The sequence below is a fragment of the Streptomyces tremellae genome (assembly GCF_039540215.1).
Taxonomy (GTDB): Bacteria; Actinomycetota; Actinomycetes; order Streptomycetales; family Streptomycetaceae; genus Streptomyces; species Streptomyces tremellae.
The window spans coordinates 49922-68833 of the sequence record NZ_BAABEP010000024.1; the positions used below are offsets into that span (position 1 = coordinate 49922).

Annotated in this window: 23 protein-coding genes; 12 read left to right on the forward strand and 11 right to left on the reverse strand. The window is 74.6% G+C overall.

The window, feature by feature from the left end; translation table 11 throughout:
• Positions 1-52: 52 nt before the first annotated feature.
• Positions 53-673: a sigma-70 family RNA polymerase sigma factor gene (locus ABEA77_RS18000; RefSeq protein ID WP_345648216.1), complete on the reverse strand. Its 621-nt coding sequence runs from the start codon at positions 671-673 to the stop codon at positions 53-55.
• Positions 674-803: 130 nt separating this feature from the next.
• On the reverse strand, positions 804-1634 hold the full coding sequence (locus ABEA77_RS18005; RefSeq protein WP_345648218.1) for a hypothetical protein: 831 nt from the start codon (positions 1632-1634) through the stop codon (positions 804-806).
• A gap of 344 nt (positions 1635-1978) precedes the next feature.
• On the opposite strand from ABEA77_RS18005, the gene ABEA77_RS18010 reads away from it, so the two are divergent.
• From ABEA77_RS18010 to rpmF, 4 genes are all read left to right on the forward strand, one after another.
• Positions 1979-2218, forward strand: coding sequence for a hypothetical protein (locus tag ABEA77_RS18010; RefSeq protein ID WP_345648221.1), 240 nt, complete (start codon positions 1979-1981; stop codon positions 2216-2218).
• Complete coding sequence (locus ABEA77_RS18015; protein ID WP_345648223.1) at positions 2215-4536, forward strand: heavy metal translocating P-type ATPase; 2322 nt, start codon at positions 2215-2217, stop codon at positions 4534-4536. The genes ABEA77_RS18010 and ABEA77_RS18015 overlap by 4 nt, the downstream gene beginning before the upstream one ends.
• Complete coding sequence (locus ABEA77_RS18020) at positions 4533-5057, forward strand: copper chaperone PCu(A)C (RefSeq protein WP_345648226.1); 525 nt, start codon at positions 4533-4535, stop codon at positions 5055-5057. Before ABEA77_RS18015 ends, ABEA77_RS18020 begins: the two co-directional genes overlap by 4 nt.
• Positions 5058-5146: 89 nt before the next feature.
• The gene (rpmF, locus tag ABEA77_RS18025) at positions 5147-5317 is read left to right on the forward strand and encodes a 50S ribosomal protein L32 (protein WP_345648229.1); all 171 of its coding nucleotides are present in this window, start codon (positions 5147-5149) and stop codon (positions 5315-5317) included.
• A gap of 54 nt (positions 5318-5371) precedes the next feature.
• Here the strand turns inward: rpmF and ABEA77_RS18030 are convergent, their stop codons facing one another.
• A complete protein-coding gene (locus ABEA77_RS18030) occupies positions 5372-5800 on the reverse strand; it encodes an SMI1/KNR4 family protein (protein WP_345648232.1) in 429 nt (142 codons plus the stop codon).
• A gap of 119 nt (positions 5801-5919) precedes the next feature.
• Positions 5920-6888 carry a Ppx/GppA phosphatase family protein gene (locus ABEA77_RS18035; RefSeq protein ID WP_345648329.1) on the reverse strand — a complete coding sequence of 323 codons (969 nt, stop codon included), beginning with the start codon at positions 6886-6888 and terminating at the stop codon, positions 5920-5922.
• Positions 6889-7158: 270 nt separating this feature from the next.
• On the opposite strand from ABEA77_RS18035, the gene ABEA77_RS18040 reads away from it, so the two are divergent.
• The 6 genes from ABEA77_RS18040 to ABEA77_RS18065 all read left to right on the forward strand — a co-directional run bounded on the left by ABEA77_RS18040 (position 7159) and on the right by ABEA77_RS18065 (position 10928).
• Positions 7159-7473 (forward strand): nuclear transport factor 2 family protein, encoded by a 315-nt coding sequence (locus ABEA77_RS18040; protein ID WP_345648235.1) that lies wholly within the window; start codon positions 7159-7161, stop codon positions 7471-7473.
• A 96-nt stretch (positions 7474-7569) separates the two neighbouring features.
• The gene (locus ABEA77_RS18045) at positions 7570-7770 is read left to right on the forward strand and encodes a cupredoxin domain-containing protein (protein ID WP_345648332.1); all 201 of its coding nucleotides are present in this window, start codon (positions 7570-7572) and stop codon (positions 7768-7770) included.
• Between the two features lie 10 nt (positions 7771-7780).
• Positions 7781-8227, forward strand: coding sequence for a hypothetical protein (locus ABEA77_RS18050; RefSeq protein ID WP_345648237.1), 447 nt, complete (start codon positions 7781-7783; stop codon positions 8225-8227).
• A gap of 159 nt (positions 8228-8386) precedes the next feature.
• Positions 8387-9256: an LLM class flavin-dependent oxidoreductase gene (locus ABEA77_RS18055; RefSeq protein WP_345648240.1), complete on the forward strand. Its 870-nt coding sequence runs from the start codon at positions 8387-8389 to the stop codon at positions 9254-9256.
• A gap of 146 nt (positions 9257-9402) precedes the next feature.
• The gene (locus tag ABEA77_RS18060; RefSeq protein WP_345648243.1) at positions 9403-9624 is read left to right on the forward strand and encodes a hypothetical protein; all 222 of its coding nucleotides are present in this window, start codon (positions 9403-9405) and stop codon (positions 9622-9624) included.
• Between the two features lie 35 nt (positions 9625-9659).
• Positions 9660-10928, forward strand: a complete 1269-nt coding sequence (locus tag ABEA77_RS18065; RefSeq protein WP_345648245.1) for an SPFH domain-containing protein — start codon at positions 9660-9662, stop codon at positions 10926-10928.
• 75 nt (positions 10929-11003) lie between these two features.
• On the opposite strand, the gene ABEA77_RS18070 is transcribed toward ABEA77_RS18065, so the two are convergent.
• The 5 genes from ABEA77_RS18070 to ABEA77_RS18090 all read right to left on the reverse strand — a co-directional run bounded on the left by ABEA77_RS18070 (position 11004) and on the right by ABEA77_RS18090 (position 15556).
• Positions 11004-11165 (reverse strand): hypothetical protein, encoded by a 162-nt coding sequence (locus tag ABEA77_RS18070; protein ID WP_345648248.1) that lies wholly within the window; start codon positions 11163-11165, stop codon positions 11004-11006.
• A 59-nt stretch (positions 11166-11224) separates the two neighbouring features.
• Positions 11225-12175: a cytochrome c oxidase assembly protein gene (locus ABEA77_RS18075; RefSeq protein WP_345648251.1), complete on the reverse strand. Its 951-nt coding sequence runs from the start codon at positions 12173-12175 to the stop codon at positions 11225-11227.
• A 123-nt stretch (positions 12176-12298) separates the two neighbouring features.
• Positions 12299-13324, reverse strand: coding sequence for a 6-phosphofructokinase (locus ABEA77_RS18080; protein ID WP_345648254.1), 1026 nt, complete (start codon positions 13322-13324; stop codon positions 12299-12301).
• A 224-nt stretch (positions 13325-13548) separates the two neighbouring features.
• Positions 13549-14277 (reverse strand): type 1 glutamine amidotransferase, encoded by a 729-nt coding sequence (locus tag ABEA77_RS18085; protein ID WP_345648256.1) that lies wholly within the window; start codon positions 14275-14277, stop codon positions 13549-13551.
• A gap of 40 nt (positions 14278-14317) precedes the next feature.
• Positions 14318-15556, reverse strand: coding sequence for a Mur ligase family protein (locus tag ABEA77_RS18090; RefSeq protein WP_345648259.1), 1239 nt, complete (start codon positions 15554-15556; stop codon positions 14318-14320).
• Between the two features lie 115 nt (positions 15557-15671).
• Here ABEA77_RS18090 and def point away from each other — a divergent pair, with 115 nt between their 5' ends.
• Complete coding sequence (gene def, locus ABEA77_RS18095; RefSeq protein ID WP_345648261.1) at positions 15672-16214, forward strand: peptide deformylase; 543 nt, start codon at positions 15672-15674, stop codon at positions 16212-16214.
• An 18-nt stretch (positions 16215-16232) separates the two neighbouring features.
• On the opposite strand, the gene ABEA77_RS18100 is transcribed toward def, so the two are convergent.
• Entirely contained in the window at positions 16233-16877 is a 645-nt protein-coding gene (locus ABEA77_RS18100; protein WP_345648264.1) for a TetR/AcrR family transcriptional regulator, read from the reverse strand.
• 143 nt (positions 16878-17020) lie between these two features.
• Here ABEA77_RS18100 and ABEA77_RS18105 point away from each other — a divergent pair, with 143 nt between their 5' ends.
• Positions 17021-18247, forward strand: a complete 1227-nt coding sequence (locus ABEA77_RS18105; RefSeq protein WP_345648266.1) for an acyl-CoA dehydrogenase family protein — start codon at positions 17021-17023, stop codon at positions 18245-18247.
• Between the two features lie 65 nt (positions 18248-18312).
• Here the strand turns inward: ABEA77_RS18105 and ABEA77_RS18110 are convergent, their stop codons facing one another.
• Positions 18313-18801, reverse strand: coding sequence for a glutathione peroxidase (locus tag ABEA77_RS18110; protein WP_345648269.1), 489 nt, complete (start codon positions 18799-18801; stop codon positions 18313-18315).
• Positions 18802-18912: the final 111 nt, after the last annotated feature.

Sequence of the window (18912 nt, forward strand, 5' to 3'; positions counted from 1 at the left end):
GCCCCGCCGCGACCGCGACCGGCCACCGCCCGGGGGGCGGTGGCCGACGGCGTCACCGGGTGGCGGGCCCGCCGCCCCGGTCCTCCGCGCCCGGCGCACGGGGCGCGGGCTCGTCGAGCATGGCGGCGAGGCAGCTGCGCGCCCTGGCGACGCGCGAGCGCACCGTGCCCACAGGGCAGGCGCACACCGCGGCCGCCTCGTCGTAGGGCAGCCCGAGGACCTGTGTGAGCAGGAACGCCCTGCGCCGCTCCGCGGGGAGCGCGCCGAGCAGTTCGCGCAGCACGACCAGGTCTTCCACCTGGGTGAGCGGGCCGTCCTGGCGCTGCTCCGCGAGGAGCTGCCAGTCCTCCCGGTCCGCGAGGCGCGGCCGGGCCGCGGCGCGCCTGATGCTGTCGGCGACCACCCGCCGCGCGATGGTCAGCATCCAGGTGCGCACGGAGGAGCGCCCCTCGAAGCGGCTGAGGCTGCCGAGCGCCCGCAGGAACGTGTCCTGGGTGAGGTCGTCGGCCGCCTGCGGGTCGTCGGCGAGGTACGCGACGTACCGCCGGATGTCCCGGTGCACGGCGCGCACCAGGTGGTCGACGGCGTCGTGGTCGCCGTCGCGCGCGGCCAGGGCCCAAGCGGTCATCGACGCGTCGCTCGGCCTCGGTGGCGCGTGGAGAGCAGGAGTCATCGTGCTGCTTCCTTCGCAGGGATCCGGGCGGCGGGCGCACGGGAGCGCCGCGCCACCGCGGTGTCGGGGGACCGCCGTGCGGGCACGGCGGGATGCCGGGGCCGCGGACGCGGCGCCGGATGACTCGCTGTCAGACGACAGCCGACCGCGCGGGCGGCCCCCTCGTGATGACGCAGTGGGTGAGCAGCAGCCGCCGCGGCCGCGGTGCGGCGGACTCGTGCGGGAACGTGCCGCAGGGGTGCTCGGGCACCCGGACGCGGTGCGGCGCGGGCAGGTGGAGCGGGGCGTGCAGCCACTGGGCCACCACCCGCGCGAGGCGGAACGCCGCGCGCTCGCCGTGCGCGAGCCACAGCCCGCACACCAGGGCGGCGAGCAGGTGGGCCGCGAGCATGCCCGTGCCGGACATGCCGTGCGGCATCGGGCCCATGGGCAGGGACGGCATGGCGGCCATGCCGTCCACGGTGCCCGTCGCCATGCCGTGGTGCGCGCCGCCGGATCCCGCCATGCCGGGCATCGACCGCATCCCCGCCATCCCCGCCATCGCCCCCGCCCCGCCGGGCGGGGGAGCGGACAGGTGGCCGCCGAGCCCGGCGTCCACCACGATCCGGGTCGCCTCGCGCGGCGTCAGGGAGCGCACGTCGAGGCCGCAGGTCACGTACCGCGCCCACGGGAGGGAGAACGGCGACGGGGCCGCGGACGGCACGGTGGCCGCCTGCGCCAGGGTGAAGCAGGTGTGCAGGACCGCCTGCGCCGCCACGGTGAAACCCACCACCCAGGGCGCGGTGCGCTCCCGTCCCGCGCAGCTCCAGGCCGCGGAGGCCGTGCCGAGCGCGCCACCCGCCAGGGCCCACCAGGGCAGCGGCAGGCCGGACATCAGCACGTGGCCGAGCGCGCCGAGCAGCACGCAGACGGCCGCGAACACCGCGGCCCGCAGCGCTCGTACTCCGCTTCCGGCAGGCATGGTGGCCCTCATCGTGCCACCCGCCACCACCGCGCACGGCGTCCGGGTGGCCGCCGTCCTCCGCCGGTACGAGTGTGACCCGCGCGACAGGGAAGCGCGGGAACCCACCGGTGGCGCGGGCCGACTACTGATGCGGAACGGGCTCCGTGGGGCTGGTGGAACAGGTGCCCGCCCCCGGCTGGTGGAGCAGGCGTCCGCCGACGGCCGTTGTCCGCCGCCACGGTCCCTTCCCGCCCGGACCCCGCGACTCCCGACCCCTCCTCGACCCCTCCGACTCCCCGCCCTCTTCAACTCCCCGCCCACTTCACTCCTCAGCCCATCCCTCCTCCCGGTCAGGAACTCCTGTGGCGCTCCCACCTCCCGCCCCGGCCGCGCGGCCGGGGCGGCCCGTCCCCGGGGCCGCGCTCGCCCCGCTGCTCGGCTTCGTGGTCCTGCTGGCCGCCGTCTTCGCGGTGTCGTACGCGGCCGGCACGGCCGCGGGACCCGCCGCCCCCGGCTGGCACCGCACCGGGGGCGGCGGCCCCGGCGCGCCGGGCGGCGGCGCGGGCGACACGGGCCGGATGAGCGGGATGGACGGCTCATGACGGGGCGTGGGACGGCCGGCGCCGAGGCCCGCGCCACCACGGACCTCACCGTGACCGGGATGACCTGTGCCGCGTGCGTGGCCCGGGTCGAGAAGCGGCTCGGGCGCCTCGAAGGGGTGAGCGCCACCGTGAACCTCGCCACCGGCACCGCCCGGGTCCTGCACCCCCCGGCGACCCGCGCGGACGACCTGGTCGCGGCCGTCGAAGGCGCCGGCTACCGGGCAAAGATCCGGCGCCCCGCGCCGCCCGGGGCACCAGACGGAGGCGCCCGGGACGGCTCCCCCGAGGCCGTCGCGGCGGCGCGGCTCGCCCCGGTCGCGCTGCTCGCCCTGCCCGTGCTCGTGCTGTCCATGACGACGGCGCTCCAGTTCAGGAACTGGCAGTGGCTCTGCTTCGTCCTCACCGCGCCCGTCGCCGCCTGGGGCGCCTGGCCGTTCCACCGCGGCGCGCTGCGCGGACTGCGCCACTCGGCCGCGACCATGGACACCCTGGTGTCGCTCGGCGTCGCCGCGTCGTTCTGCTGGTCCGCCTACGCGCTGTTCCTCGGAGGCGCCGGGGCACCGGGCATGCGCATGCCCTTCTCGCTCGTCCCCTCGGCGGACCCCGGGGGCCCCGGCACCGCGCACCTCTATCTGGAGGCCGCGGCGGGCGTCCCCCTGTTCGTGCTGCTCGGGCGGGTGCTGGAGGGCCGCGCCCGGCGGGGGGCGGGGCAGGCGCTGCGGGCGCTCGCCGCGCTGACCGTGCGCGACGCCCGGCTGCTCGACGAGAAGGGCCGCGAACACCTCGTGCCCGCCTCGGAGTTGAAGGTCGGCGACAGGTTCACCGTACGGCCGGGTGAGCGGATCGCCACGGACGGAGTCGTGGTCGAGGGGCGCAGCGCCGTCGACCTGTCCCTCGTCACGGGGGAGAGCGATCCCGTCGAGACCGCCCCGGGCGACGGCGTGACCGGCGCCGCCGTCAACGCGGGCGGCCGGCTCGTGGTACGGGCGACCGCGGTCGGCGAGGACACCCGCCTCGCCAGGATCGCCCGGCTGGTCACCGAGGCCCAGGCGGGCAAGGCACGCGCCCAGCGCCTCGCGGACCGCCTCGCCGGAGTGTTCGTGCCGTGCGTCGTCGTCCTCGCCGTCACCGTCCTCGGGTTCTGGCTCGGCGCCGGGGCGTCGCCGGAGTCCGCGGTCACCTGCGCGGTCGCCGTCCTGGTGGTCGCCTGCCCGTGCGCCCTCGGGCTCGCCACGCCCACCGCACTCCTCGCGGCGAGCGGCCGGGGCGCCCAGCTCGGCGTCCTGGTCTCAGGTCCCAGGGCGCTGGAGACGCTGCGGCGGGTCGACACGGTGGTGCTCGACAAGACCGGCACCCTCACCACCGGGCTCATGGCCGTCCTTTCGGCCACCGCAGACCCGGCGGGCCTCGGCGAACAGGCCGCGACGCGTCTCGCAGGTGCGGTCGAGGACGCCTCCGAGCACCCGGTGGGCCGGGCCGTCGCGGCCCGCGCCCGCAGGCTGTCGCCCGGCCACGCGCTGCCGCACGTCACGGACTTCGCCGCCACCCCGGGCGCCGGGGTGCGCGGCACGGTGGAGGGCCGCAGCGTGGCGGTGCGCACCGCGGGCGGCGGCCTGCCGCCCGCGCTCGCGCGGGCCAGGGACGCGGCGGAGTCCCGCGCCCACACGGCCGTGGCCGTCGAGGTCGACGGCCGGCCCGAACTGGTCCTGGAACTCGGCGACGTGCTGCGACCGGGCGGCTACCGCGCGGTCGACCGGCTGCGCCGCCTCGGCCTGTCCGTGGTCCTCGCCACCGGCGACCGGGAGGGTCCGGCGCGCGACATCGCGGACCGGCTCGGCGTCACCGAGGTGCGCGCCGGGCAGAGCCCGGAGGACAAGGTCCGTCTCGTACGGGAGTTGCGCGGGCGCGGACACCGCGTCGCCATGGTCGGCGACGGCGTCAACGACACCGCGGCGCTCGCCGCGGCCGACCTCGGGATCGCCCTGGGCAGCGGCACGGACGCGGCGATCGGCGCGGCGGACGTCACGCTCGTGCGGGAGGAGGGGATTGAGGCGCTCGCCGACGCCTTCGCCCTGGCCCGCAGGACCGTGGCGGCCGTACGGGCCAACCTGCTGTGGGCTTTCGGCTACAACGCCGTCACCCTGCCGCTCGCCGCCGTGGGGCTGCTCGACCCGATGGTCGCCGCCGCGGCCATGTCGGCCAGTTCGGTCCTGGTGGTCGCGGGGAGCCTGCGCCTGCGCGCCTGGCAGCCGGGGCCCCGCCGCCCGCCCCGCGCGGCCCTCGGCCCCCGGGCCCGCACCGCGGGGTGGCCCGCATGAGGGGCGGCACGCCCCGGCGGACGGCGCCCCGCGCCCCGGGAACCGCGCGCCGGGCCGCCGGAGTGCTGCGCGCCGCGGCCGCGCCGGTGCTGTGCTGCGCGCTCGCCCTGCTCGGCCTGTCCGCCTGGTCGGCCGGGAGCCACGCGGCCAGGCCGAGCAGGGTGACCGTGTCGGAAGGGACCGTCTACCGGCCGCCGCTCGACGCCCGCACCACGGCCGCGTTCTTCCGGATCGAGAACACGGGCCCCGCGGGCGACACACTCGACGCGGTGAGCTCGTCCGCCACGGGCCCCGCAGAGCTGGCCCGGACGGCGCTCGCGGACGGCGCGGGCACCATGCGGATGGGGGAGCCCGTCCACGTCCCGGCGCACGGTTCGGTCCGCATGACCGCGTACGGCCAGGACGTCATGGTCCTCCTCCGCCGCATGCCGCGGCTCGGCGCCCGCCTGCCGTTCACCCTGCACTTCAGGTACGCGGGCGACATCAGGACCGAGGCGGTGGTGGTGCGCCCCGGCGGCTGAGCCGGCGGGCCCGTCAGGCGGCACCGTCATGAATTCGAAACGGAAGTCGTTTTCATATAGCCTTCCCTGACGACCTCAGGAGGTGCCGCATGGCCGTGCCCAAGCGCAAGATGTCCCGCAGCAACACCCGCCACCGCCGCGCGCAGTGGAAGGCGGAGACGCCCCAGCTCGTCCCCGTGACCGTCGACGGCGTGGTGCACCGGGTGCCCCAGCGCCTCGTCAAGGCGTACGAGCGCGGGCTGCTGCGCCCGGAGGACTGACGCACCCGCCCCCGGGGCGGCGCGGTGCCGCCCCGGGCGGGGCCAGGCGGCGGGTCAGCGCAGGAAGAGGGAGCCGAGGTCGTCCACGTACCAGTCGAAGCGGTCGCCCCGCAGGGCGCGCCGCAGGAACGGCCAGATGCCGGGCGCCACCCACTTCCTCGCGTCCGTGTCCTGCTCCTGGAGCCACACGTCCGTACGGTCCGAGCGGCGCGGCAGGCCGAACCGGTCCCCCTTGCCGTTGTCGCCGAAGAACAGCAGGTCGCTCCCGGCGCCGGCGCTCTCCCCGATCCCGGCGGCGGACCACACCACCGCGTGCCCGAACGGGTCGACGACCCCGTCGCTCTCCCGCAGCAGGGCGTGCAGCGACGGCGGCAGCGGCCCGCCGACGGCCTCGGCGAGCCCCGCGAGCGCCGTCTCGCCCGCCGGTGGGCCCGGCCGGGCGCCGGGGAAGCCGCCGATCATCTCACGCCATGCCGTGCCCAACCCCGCGCCGCCTTCCCTCCCCGCCGCGCACCCGCAGCGGTCCCGCCAGGTGACCGCAGCATAGCGCTGCGGGGCGGCGGCCGGACGGCCCGGTGGGGTACGCCCAACTGCCCCACGCGTCAAGCGGGTTGGCGTAGCCGGTCCAGGCCGGCCACCGACCAGGGGTCCCCGTCGAGCCCCGCGCGCAGCCGCAGCGCGATGCCCTCGCGCAGCCCCCAGGGGCACACCGGCAGCTCCTCGATCCCCGCCGCCTCCATCAGCGCCTCCGCGAGCAGCGCCCCCGCGAGGATGTGCGGGGCCCGCGACCTGGACACCCCGGGGCGCTCCGCGCGCTCCCGCCAGGTCATGGCGGCCAGCTCAGGCAGCGCCGCGCGCAGCCGCTCCCGTACCAGCACGGGCTCATCGGCCACCGCGCCCGCCTCCACGGTGGTGGCGGCGAGCTGCGCGAACACCCGCGACGCACCCACCCGCGCCGTCCCCGCGGGCAGCGGCCCCAGCCGGTCGAGCAGGGCGGGCACCTCGCGCGCCAGGCGGCGGCGCAGCCGCGCCACCTCCCCGGCGCCCGGCGGGTCGCCCGGCAGCGCCGCCAGGGTCAGGCGCCGGGCCCCGAGCGGCGCGGACACCGCGCTGCGGGCCCTGGGCCCGGTGCCGAAGGACAGCTCCAACGTCCCGCCGCCGATGTCCGCGACGAGCAGCGGCACCTCACGGCCCGGCCGTCTCCAGGCCCGCGCGCCCTCATAGGTGAGCCCCGCCTCCTGGCGCGGGCTCAGCACCCCGAGCCGCACGCCGCTGGCCGCGGCGACCCGCGCCAGCACCGCCTCGCGGTTGGGTGCGTCCCGCACCACGGAAGTGGCGAAGGCCACCATCTCCTCCGCGCCGTGCTGCGCCGCGGTCTCGGCGGCGCGGCCCACCGCCCGCACCAGACGGGCCATCGACTTCTTCCTGATCCGCCCGTCCGGGCCCACCTCACGGGAGAGCGACACCTTGTGCTTGACGGTCGCCGACTGCCTGGGGGGCTTGCTCCTGCGCAGCTCGACCACGTCCACGTGTGCCGACGTCGAGCCCACGTCCACCACCGCGACACGCATCACGCCGTACCCCCTCCAGACCGCGGAAACACCCCATTATCCGGTGCTCGGCGCCGCCTACCCGGGAATCATGTGCCGCTGTCGTACGCAAGCGTGCGATCTTCGACACACGGCGGGCAGCCTCCACCGGCCGGATCGCGCGCACCCCGCGCGCCGGTGATACTGGCCGCGCCGCCGGCCCCCGGCGCAGGCACACCCGGGCAGCACCCCGCCGCGCGGCGGTGAGACTCCGCCGAAGTCGGCGTGACCCCCGCAGAAAGGAGGAGCGCCATGCCGCTCCAGCCCGCAGACCCCGTCGTCGCCCGATTCGTCGAAGCCCTCAACTCCGGTGACCGCGAGGCCTTCTCGGCCGTGCTGACCGACGACGCGACGATGTCGGACGACGGTACGGAGCGCGACCTCGCCTCCTGGACCGAGCGCGAGATCTTCGACGCCTCCGGCCATCTTGAGGTCGCGTCGCAGTCCGACGACGGCAGGTCGCTCGTCGCCGACTACTCCAACAGCACCTACGGCCACATGCGCACCCGGTGGTCGTTCACCGTGCGCGGCGAGAGGATCAGCCGCTTCGAGACCGGGCAGGCATGACCCGCTCCCGCCCGGGCGGGCCGCGCGGCGCGGGCCGCCCGGCCCCGTAGCCCGGACGGCCCCGTCCGCTCGCCGGGCGGCGGACGGCGGGTTCCACTGGCGGCGACCACCAGGATCACCGTCACCAACAAGGACACCACCCCCCACACAGTCACCGGCACCGGCCGCGGGACGTTCGACGCCGGGCGCATCGCCCCCGGCAAGACGGCGTCGTTCACGGCGCCCGGCACGGCCGGCTCCTATCCGTTCGACTGTTCCATCCACCCCTTCATGAAGGGCACACTCACAGTCAACTGAGGGAGCAGCCATGAGAGATGACAGGAGAGCGGGACGCTTCCCGCGCGGCGCCGCCCGGGTGCTCGCCGCCGCGGGACTCGCCGTCGACGCCTATCTGCACGTCCATCTCGCCGACCGCTACGACGCCGTCGGCGAGAGCATCAGCCAGGGCACACTCTTCCGCGTCGAGGCCGCGCTCGCCGCGCTCGCCGCCCTGCTCGTCCTCGTGTGGCGGCGCGTGCCGGGCGACGTGTTCGCGTGGGCCGTCGCAGCGGGCGGCCTCGCCCTGCTGCTGATCTACCGCTACGCCGACGTGGGCACCCTCGGGCCGTTCCCCGACATGTACGAACCGGTGTGGTTCCGCGACAAGACCCTCACCGTCGTCGCGCAGGCCGTCGCCGTGCTCGCCACCGTCTTCCTGCTGCTGTACCGGCCGCGGCGGACCAGGCCGCGGGGCGGCAGGCACGCCGCGTACTGACCCCGCGCCGCGCGCGGGGGTGCGCCCGTGGCGGCGGAGCGCATGGGTCCGGTTTCGGTGCGGGCCCGTCGGGCACGGCTAGGTGTGCCCCGGGTGATCACAGGGCCGCCCCACGCGGCCGCCGCGCCCACCGAGAACCACCGCGAAGGAGCCGCCGCCGTGCGCATCGGCATCGCACTCCCCAACACCACCACCGGCACCAGCGCCCCGCTGATGCGGGACTGGGCGGTCCGCGCAGAGGAGCGCGGCTTCGCCTTCGTCTCCACCATCGGCCGCGTCCCGTACCCCTCGTACGACTCGCTCACCTCGCTCGCCGTCGTGGCGGGCGCGACCTCCCGCATCGGGCTGACCACCAACGCGGTGCTCGGCCCCACCTACCCCGACGCCGTGCTCGCCAAGATCACCGGCACCCTCGCCCAGCTCAGCGGCGACCGCCTCACCCTCGGCCTCGGCGTCGGCGCCCGCCCCTCCGACTACGCCCCCGCCGAGCGCGACTTCGGGGGCAGGGGCGCCGCCTTCGACCGCCAACTGGAGTACCTGCACGCCGCCTGGCGCGGCGAGGCCGTCGAGGACGGCGACTTCCCCGGCGAGCGCCGCGCCGTCGTGCCCGGCGGAGCCGAGGTGCCCGTGCTGATCGGCGGCCACGGCGCGCGGGCCGTGCGCAGGACCGCGCGCTGGGGCGCGGGCTGGACCGGCGCTGGCGGCGGCCCCCGCAGGGCAGAGCCCATGGTCGGCCGGATCCTCGACGCCTGGCGCGCCGCAGGACGCGCAGGCGAGCCCCGGCTGCTCGGCCTCGCCTACTTCTGCACCGACCCCGCGGACGAGGAGGCGTCCGACCGCTACGTCCGCGGCTACTACGCCTACGCCGGCGACCACGCGGGCACCATCGCGGACGGCGTGGTCCGCACCCCCGAGCGCATCCGCGGCATCGTCCGCGAGTTCGCGGACATCGGCGTCAACGAGCTGACGTTCACGCCCACGATCGCGCGCCTCGACGAGGTCGACAGGCTGGCGGACCTGCTCCTGTGACGTGGGCGTTCCGTTCCCGTTCGGTGACGTCCCGGGGACAGTGCGCGGCGGCCGGTCCGGAGTAGTGTGAAGACGTCCGGCGGCAGGGGGCCGCCGGGCAGCTCCGGTCCCGGCCGGACGGGTGGGTGGAGGTGGGACTGCGGTCGATGTCCGAGACAGATCTCTCGTCGGAGAGCCCCGTGGGGGCGGTCGGCCGCATCACGGTCCCGATCCCGCAGGACGGATTCGGCGAAGTGCTGGTGGCCGTGCGGGGCGGCTCCGAGGCGTACGCGGCCTGGGCGGACCAACCGATCGGCACACACATCAGGGTGCTGGTCACCGAGTGCATCTCGGCCCGCTCCGTGATCGTGGAGCCCCTTCCCTCCTGACCACCGACCACCACGTTTGCGACAGGAGTCCACTCATGCTGTTCTGGCGTGTTCCCGCGCCCAACGAGGCAATGCTCATCTCCGGTTCGAAGCGGCGGCGGGACGACACGCAGTTCCGTATCGTCACCGGCCACGGCAGTTTCGTCCTCCCGGTCAAGCAGCGGGCGCGCATGCTCTCGCTCGCGCTGCGCGAGGCCGAGATCGCGGAGGAGTGCGTCACCCAGCAGGGCATCAGGCTGACCGTGCGGGCGGTCGCCGTCTTCAAGGTGGGCGACGACGCGGTGTCCATCGCCAACGCCGCCCGCAGGTTCCTCACCGAGCAGCACCGCATGGAGGAGCTGGTCGGCCGGATCTTCTCGGGCCATCTGCGATCCATCATCGGCGGCCTCACGGTCGAGCAGATCATCCGCGAGCGCGACCGGGTCTCCCAGGAGGTGAAGGCGGGCAGCCACAGCGAGATGGAGAAGCTGGGCATCGTCGTGGACGCCCTCCAGATCCAGGAGATCATGGACAGCACCGGCTACGTCGACAACCTCGCGGCGCCGCACGCCGCCGCCGTCGCGAGCCAGGCGCGCATCGCCCAGGCCCGCGCCGACCAGCAGGCCGCCGAGCGCGAGCAGGAGGCCGCGGCGCTCAAGGCCGCGTACGAGCGGGACACGGCGATCAAGCGCGCCGGGTTCCAGGCCGAGACGGAGCAGGCGGCGGCCCGCGCGAGCCAGGCGGGACCGCTCGCGGAGGCCAACGCCTCGCACGAGGTCATCGAGGCGCAGACACTCCTCGCCGAGCGTCAGGCGCGGCTCGCCGCCCAGCGCCTGGAGGCCGAGGTACGGCGCCCCGCCGACGCCGAGGCGTACCGGCAGCGGACCCTCGCCGAGGCCAACCGCGACCGCGCCAAGGCGGAGGCGGACGGCAGGGCCTACGCGGAACGCGCCCTCGCGCAGGCCGAGGCCGACGCCAACGCGGCACGCGCCGAGTCCCTGAAGAACGGCAACCAGGAACTCATCGCGGCCAACCGCGTCGTCGAGGTGCTGCCCGAACTCGCCGAGGCGGCGGCCCGCGGCCTCCAGGGCTCCCAGCTGACCGTGCTCAACGGCACGGACGGACTCAACGAGATGGTGGCGGGCCTGGTCAGCCAGGGCATGGCCATCCTGAACACGCTCCGCGCACAGACCGGTCCCGTCGAGGCCGCGCAGAGCGGCCAGGGGAGCACGGGCCAGGCGGCAGGCGCCGGACTCCAGGTCCGCGAGCAGGCGGGCAGCGCCAACGGCGCCGCGACCGCGGGCCGCCGCGACGACGCCGGCTGACCGCCGCCGGCCGTACCGCCGTCCGCGGCGGTGCGGCCGCCGTGCACCGGCCCCGCCGCGCCGGGCCCGCTCCGCTCAGTGCTCCCTGCCGGTGGCGATCATGCCGAGGGTCACCAGGCCGAGCACGACCCAGCCGAACCACAGCCAGCCGCTGCTCCCGAGCCCCACGGTGTACGCGGTGACCACCACGAGTGCGACCACGGTGACGACGCCCATGGTCCTGGTGGAACCGGACATCTGTGTCCTCCTCCCGAACCCGACGGTGGCACCATCCTCGCCGAACCGGGGCTCCCGCGCTAGCGGCCCCTGGCCTGGAGCGCCGCCAGGTAGGCGTTGTACGCGGCGAGCTCCTTGTCGCCGTCGCGGTCGGCGGCCCGGTCGCTGCGGACGGCCTGCCGCTGGTCGGAGCGGTACCACTGGAAGACCAGCGCGATCAGCACCAGCACAGAGGGAACCTCGCTGAAGCCCCAGGCGATGCCGCCCGCCGCCGTCTGGTCGGAGAGCGCGTCGATGCCGAGCGAGGCCGCGGGATGCTCGTACGCGCGGATCATCGGCTGGCTCGCCATCATCAGCGCGATGCCGAAGAACGCGTGGAACGGCATGCCCGCGAACAGCTCAAGCATCCGCATCAGGTAGCCCGAGCGGTGCGGGCCCGGGTCGACGCCCATGATCGGCCAGAAGAACAGCAGGCCCACCGCGAGGAAGTGCACCATCATCGCGATGTGCCCGGCCTCCGAGCGCATCAGGAAGTCGAAGATCGGCGTGAAGTAGAGGCCGTACAGGCTCGCGATGAACACCGGGATCGTGAACGCCGGGTGTGAGACCACCCGCACGAACCGGCTGTGCAGCAGCATCAGCAGCAGCTCGCGCGGACCCTTGCGGCCCCGCCCCAGCACCGGCAGGGTACGCAGCGCCAGGGTCACCGGCGCGCCGAGCAGCAGCAGGATCGGCGCGACCATGCTGATGATCATGTGCTGCACCATGTGCACGCTGAACATGACCATGCCGTAGTCGTTGAGCGCCGTGCACATCGTCACGCCGACCATCAGCACGCCGGCGGCGAACGAGACGGTCCTGCCGGGCGACCAGGCGTCGCCCCTGCGGCGCAGCCTGACCACGCCCCAGCCGTAGAGCGCGAGCGCCAGCAGACAGCCGACCAGGAAGAACGGGTCGTTCGAGTAGGCGAAGGCGCGCCCCAGCGTGAACGGCGGCAGGTCCGTCATCATGCCGTGCATGCCGTGATCCATCCGCGTACTCCCGTGGGGGCTGGTTCGTGCCTGATGTCCGGACCCAGACTAGAACCGCCCCCGGCCGCGTCCGCGGGCGGGGGCGGACAGGGGCGCGGCGGACGCACCGTCAGGCCGACGGGCTCACAGCACGCACTCGGCCTCCGCGTACCGCTCGGCGGGCACCGTCTTGAGCGTCTCGACGGCCTCCGTCAGCGGCACCATCTCGATGTCCGTGCCGTGCAGCGCCGTCATCATGCCGAACTCGCCGCGGTGCGCCGCCTCGACGGCGTGCCAGCCGAACCGGGTCGCGAGCACCCTGTCGTACGCCGTGGGCGTGCCGCCGCGCTGGACGTGGCCGAGGATGACCGGCCTCGCCTCCTTGCCCAGCCGCTGCTCCAGCTCGACGGCGAGCTGTCCCGCGACCCCGGCGAACCGCTCGTGCCCGTAGATGTCGGTGCCGCCCTCGTCGAACTCCATCGAGTCCTCGCGTGGCTTCGCGCCCTCCGCGACCACCACGATCGCGAACCGCTTGCCCGCGGAGAACCGCCTGCCGACGACCTCGGTCAGTTCGTCGATGTCGAAGGGCCGCTCCGGCACGACGACCGCGTGGGCGCCCGCCGCCATGCCCGAGTGCAGCGCGATCCACCCGGTGTGCCTGCCCATGACCTCCACGATCAGCACGCGCTGGTGGGACTCCGCGGTGGTCTTGAGCCGGTCCAGCGCCTCCGTCGCGACCCCCACGGCCGTGTCGAAGCCGAAGGTCACGTCGGTGGAGGCGATGTCGTTGTCGATGGTCTTCGGGACGCCGACGATCGGCAGACCCGCCTCGGAGAGCAGGTTGGCCGCCTTGAGCGTGCCCTCGCCGCCGATCGGGATGATCACGTCGAGCCCCAGGTCGGCGACGTGGCCGCGGGCCCGCTCCACGCCGCCGCGCAGATGCGCGGGCTGCACGCGGGAGGAACCGAGGATCGTGCCGCCCCTGGCGAGGATGCCGCCGACGGCGTCAAGGTCGAGCTTGCGGTAGTCGCACTCCAGGAGGCCCTTCCAGCCGTCGTGGAACCCGATGACCTCGTCGCCGTGGTCGACGACGGCCCGGTGCACCACGGACCGGATCACCGCGTTGAGACCAGGGCAGTCGCCGCCGGAGGTGAGGACGCCAATTCGCATGGCCCGGACAACCTTTTCACGTGTGGGGCGAAGACCGGACCCCGTCGTCCGGTCTGATCGCCGCCACCCTACCGGCGCCCGGGGCCCGCGCCGAACCCGGCGTCCGCCTGCTGGACAGGCGTCCGCCGACCCTCCCCGCCCCCGCGCTCAGATGGTGAATCCCCTGCTCGGAAGGGGTGCGGCCGGTGCGCCCCCAGGGCCGCTCGGCTGGGCGGGAGGGGTGCTCAGGCGGGCTGTACGGCCGCGCTGATGCGCTCGTTCCTGAGGGCCTCGTACCACCGGTCGTCGACCGGCGGCAGCGCGTTCACGTCGAGGGCCAGCTTCAGCAGCAGGTCCGCGATGTGCGGGTTGCGCGCCATCACGGGACCGTGCATGTACGTGCCGAACACGGTGTCGTTGAACGCGCCCTCGGTGCCGTCGCCCGTGCCGTTGCCCCGGCCGAGCCGCACCCGGGCGAACGGCCGCGCCGTCGGACCGAGGTGGGTGACGCCCTGGTGGTTCTCGAACCCCGTCAGCTGCGGCAGGTTCAGGTTCGGGTCGATGTCCGCGAGAACGTCGCCCACGCACCGCTCGCCCTCGCCACGGGTGGAGATCACGTCGAGCAGGCCGAGGCCCGGCTCGCGCTGCCCGAGGTCGTTGACGAACTCGTGGCCCAGGATCTGGTAGCCCGCGCACACCGAGAAGACGATCGCGCCGTTGGAGACGGCGCGGTTCAGCCCGCCGTCCCTGCGCAGCCGCTCCGCGGCGAGCCGCTGCGGCCGGTCCTCGCCGCCGCCGATCAGATAGATGTCGCCCGAGGTCGGTACCGGCTGGTCGCTGCGGACGTCGACCCGGGACACGTTCAGCCTGCGCTGGTGGGCCCGGCGCTCGACGACCAGCGCGTTGCCCTGGTCCCCGTAGGTGCTCAGCAGGTCGGGGTAGATCCACACCAGCCTGAGGCTGCTCTCGCTCATGCTCGCTCGTTCCTCTCGTAAAGCTCGGCGGTGCGCTGGATCAGTTGCCGACGCGGCGGCGCAGGTCCTGGAAGGCCGTGTAGTTGGCGATCACCTCGATGCGCCCGGGGGGCGCGTACTGCACGGCCTCGTCCAGTGACTCGCAGACGCGGAAGGCGAGGCCCGCCACCTCCAGGCGGACCGCGAGGTCGAGCTTGCGGTCGCCGAGCACGCAGATCGGGTGGCCCGTGAGCCGGGTGTAGTCGACGTCCCACAGCCAGGACGTGTCCGTGCCGTCGGCGCCGCGGGCGTTCACCGAGAGGATGACCGGGGTCGGCGGCGGATCGATCAGCGAGAAGGTCTCCAGCCAGCCCGCCGGGTTCTTCGCGAGCAGCAGCCGCAGGTCGCGGTTGTTGAACGACACCACGTCGTAGCGTCCTGCGACCGCCTGCACCTGGTACATGCGCTGGAGCGCGACGCCCGGCGGCACCCCGAAGGCCGCGGCGACCGCAGCGGACGTGGTGGCGTTGGCCTTGTTGGCGCGCCCCGGCAGCTGGAGGTGGATCGGCCAGGCCGAGCCGTGCGGGTCGAGCACGTGGTCGTCGCGCAGCGCCCAGCTCGGCGCGGGCCTGCGGAAGCCGCACTCTCCGCAGAACCAGTCGTCGCCGGGGCGCTGCATCACGCCGCCGCAGGACGGGCAGGACCAGGCGTCGTCCTTCCACTCCTGGCCTGCGGCGACCCAGACCACGTTCGGGGACGAGGAGGCGGCCCAGACGATCAGCGGGTCGTCGGCGTTGGCGATCACCACGGCCTTGGTCCCGGCGAGCCCCTCGCGCCACTTCTCGGCGAGCATCCGGGTCTCCGCCGCGCGGTCCAGCTGGTCGCGGGAGAGGTTGAGCAGCGCGATCGCCTTGGGCGTGGTGTCCCGCGCGACACCCGCCAGGTACTTCTCGTCCACCTCGATCACGCCGAAGCGCGCGTCCGAGCCACCGGCGAGCGCGGAGGTGATGCCCGCGGGCATGTTGGCGCCGAGCGCGTTGGAGACCACGGGACCCGCGGCGCGCAGGGCCTCGGCGATCAGACGGGTGGTGGTCGTCTTGCCGTTGGTCGCGGACACGAGGACGACGTCGAGGTGGTGCGCGAGCCGGCCCAACAGGTCGGGGTCGAGCCGGAGCGCCACCTTCCCGCCGATCACCGATCCGCTGCCGCGTCCGGCCGCGCGCGACACCGCCGCCGCGGCCTTGCCCGCCGTCACGGCCAGCTTGGCCCGCGAAGGCAGCGGCTCCGTGTTGCCTGCCATCGTCCCTGATCCTCCTCGCCTCGGTCCTGGGTCAGCCTACCGAGATACGGCGACGGCCCAGAACCGCGGCACGGGGCCGCACTGCGCGGAACGCGCGGACCGTACCCTGGCGGTCATGCGAAGGCGTCCGATCCCCGGCAGCGGCGGGCGGGTACGAGCCGTGCGGACGCTCGGCGACCCCGTGCTGCACACGCCCTGCGCCCCGGTCACCGACTTCGGCCCCGCCCTCGCGGAGCTGGTCGAGGACCTCTTCGCGACGATGTACGCCGCGGGCGGTGTCGGCCTCGCCGCCAACCAGATCGGCGTGGCGCGCCAGGTGTTCGTCTACGACTGCCCCGACGACGACGAGGTCCGCCACGTCGGGCACCTGGTGAACCCGCGGCTGCTCGCGGTGGATGGCCCGGCCGTGCGGGGCCCGGAGGGCTGTCTCTCCCTGCCGGGCCTCGAAGCGGGCACCGAGCGCGGCGACCGGGCCGTCGTGGTGGGCGTGACCCGCGAGGGGGAGCAGGCGCGCGTCGAGGGGGAGGGGTTCTTCGCGCGCTGCCTCCAGCACGAGACGGACCACCTGGCGGGCCGGGTCTACCCGGACCGGCTCGCCGGCCGGCGCAGGGCGAGGGTGCTGCGGGCCGCGGCCAGGGCGCCGTGGGCGGTCGGCTGAGCGCGGCGCGCGGCGGCGTCAGAAACCGGGGCCCTCGGCGCGGTCCTCGACGCTCGACAGGCGGCCCCAGAGCAGGTCGGCCATGGCGGTCACCAGCTCCGCGCGGGAGCAGGGCCGCTCGCCGAGCCACCAGTCGCCCGCGCCGTGCATCATCCCGACGATCCCGTGGCCCCAGATCCTGGCGCGGCCCGCGCCGTCCTCACCCAGGTCGACGCGTTCCTCGATCACCTTGCCCAGTTCCTCGCCGAGGCGCCGCAGCAGCGGCGCGGAGTGCCGTCCCACGTCGAAGTTCCGGTCGAGCGGCGGCGGGTCCTCCGCCGGGTGCATGAGGAAGCGGTAGACCTGCGGGTTGGTCTCGATCGCCGCGAGATACGTGTCGAGCGTGCCCTCCACGCGTCTGCGGCGCTCGGCCGGCGCGTCGAGCGCGGCTCGCAGCGCGCCCAGCAGGGCGTCCGTGTGGCGCTTGGCGAGCGCCCGGTACAGGCCGCCCTTGTCGCCGAAGTGCCGGTAGAGGATGGGCTTGGTGATGCCCGCCTCCGCCGCGATCGCGTTCATGGAGGCTCCGGGGCCGTCCCTGAGCACCACCCGCTCCGCCGCCTCCAGCAGGTCCCGCCGCCGCTGCTCGGCCGCGCGCTTCTGCTCCCGCTGTGGAGTGGTCTCCATGATTTCTCCCCGCCCCTACCCGATCCGTGATGCCCGCGCAACCTAACACCCCCGTCACGGGAGTGCTGGTCAGCTGTGATTGGTTGACAGGGCCTACTGGCGAGTAACAGACTGTGGTTACCAGCAGTAACGATGGAGGGAAGATGGCCGAGTTCACTCTCGAACCCAGCGACGAGCAGAAGGAGGTCCGCGACTGGCTGCACGGATTCGCCGCGGACGTGATCCGCCCCGCCGCCGCCGAGTGGGACGAGCGCGAGGAGACCCCCTGGCCCATCATCCAGGAGGCGGCCAAGCTCGGGATCTACTCCCTCGACTTCTACGCCCAGCAGTACTTCGACCCGTCGGGCCTCGGCCTCCCCCTCGTCATGGAGGAGCTGTTCTGGGGCGACGCGGGCATCGGCCTCTCCATCGTCGGCACGGGCCTGGCCGCGGTCGGCGTCCTCGCCAACGGCACCGACGAGCAGATCGGCACCTGGATACCGCAGATGTACGGCGACGCCGACGACGTCAAGCTCGCCGCCTTCTGCTCATCGGAGCCGGACGCCGGCTCCGACGTCGCCGCCATGCGCACCCGCGCCGTCTACGACGAGGCCGCCGACGAGTGGGTGCTCAACGGCACCAAGACCTGGGCCACCAACGGCGGCATCGCCAACGTCCACGTCGTCGTCGCCGTGGTCGACCCGGAACTCGGCTCCAAGGGCCACGCCTCCTTCATCGTGCCGCCGGGCACCAGGGGCCTCTCGCAGGGCCAGAAGTTCAAGAAGCACGGCATCCGCGCCTCCCACACCGCCGAGGTCGTGCTCGACGACGTGCGCGTGCCGGGCGCCTGCCTGCTCGGCGGCAAGGAGAAGCTCGACGAGCGGCTCGCCCGCGCCCGCGAGAAGGCCCAGAAGGGCGGCGAGCGCGTCAAGAACGCCGCGATGGCCACCTTCGAGGCCTCCCGCCCCGCCGTCGGCGCGATGGCCGTCGGCACCGCGCGCGCCGCGTACGAGGTGGCCCTCGACTACGCCACCACCCGCACCCAGTTCGGCCGCCCCATCATCGACAACCAGGGCGTCGCCTTCCAGCTCGCCGACATGCGCACCCGCGTCGACGCCGCCAGGCTCCTGGTGTGGCGCGCCTCCTGGATGGCCGCGAACGGCAAGAAGTTCGAGTCGGCCGAGGGCTCCATGTCCAAGCTGTTCGCCAGCGAGACCGCCAAGCAGGTCACCGCGCAGGCCGTGCAGATCCTCGGGGGCAACGGCTACACCCGCGAGTACCCCGTCGAGCGCATGCACCGGGACGCCGCCATCTACACCATCTTCGAAGGCACGAGCGAGATCCAGCGCCTCGTCATCGCGCGGACCCTCTCGGGTGTGCCGATCCGCTGACCCCCCACGGGCGCGCGCGGCTCCGCTCCCCGCGGGGAGCGGAGCCGTTTCGCGTGCGCCGCACGTCAGGCGGGCAGCTGGGCCTCCACGGCGGAGACGACCGAGGGGTCCTCGGGCGTCGTCCCGGTGCGGAACCGCGCCACCACCTCACCCTGCGGGCTCAGCAGCCACTTCTCGAAGTTCCACGCCACATCGCCGGCCTTGCCCTCGGCGTCCGCGGCCGCGGTCAGCTCCGCGAACAGCGGGTGCCTGCCGTCACCGTTGACGTCGGTCTTCTCCAGCATCGGGAACGTGACCCCGTACGTCGTCGTGCAGAACGTCTGGATCTCCTCGGCGGTGCCGGGCTCCTGGCCGCCGAACTGGTTGCACGGCACGCCGACGACGGTGAACCCCCGGTCCCCGTACGTCTTCTGCAGCCCTTCGAGCGCCGTGTACTGCGGGGTCGCGCCGCACTTGGACGCCACGTTGACCACCAGCACGGCCTTGCCCCGGTACTCGGCGAGCGACGTGGGCTCACCGGACAGCGTGCGCAGCGGGATGTCGTACAGACTCATGAAGCGGACCTTCCTCGTTCCTGCCGGCTGTCCTCCGGCTCTCCGGGGGTTCTCCGGCCACGGTGGTGCCCGTCCATTGTGGACCCGCCGGTTCAGCCGCCGGCCGCCGCC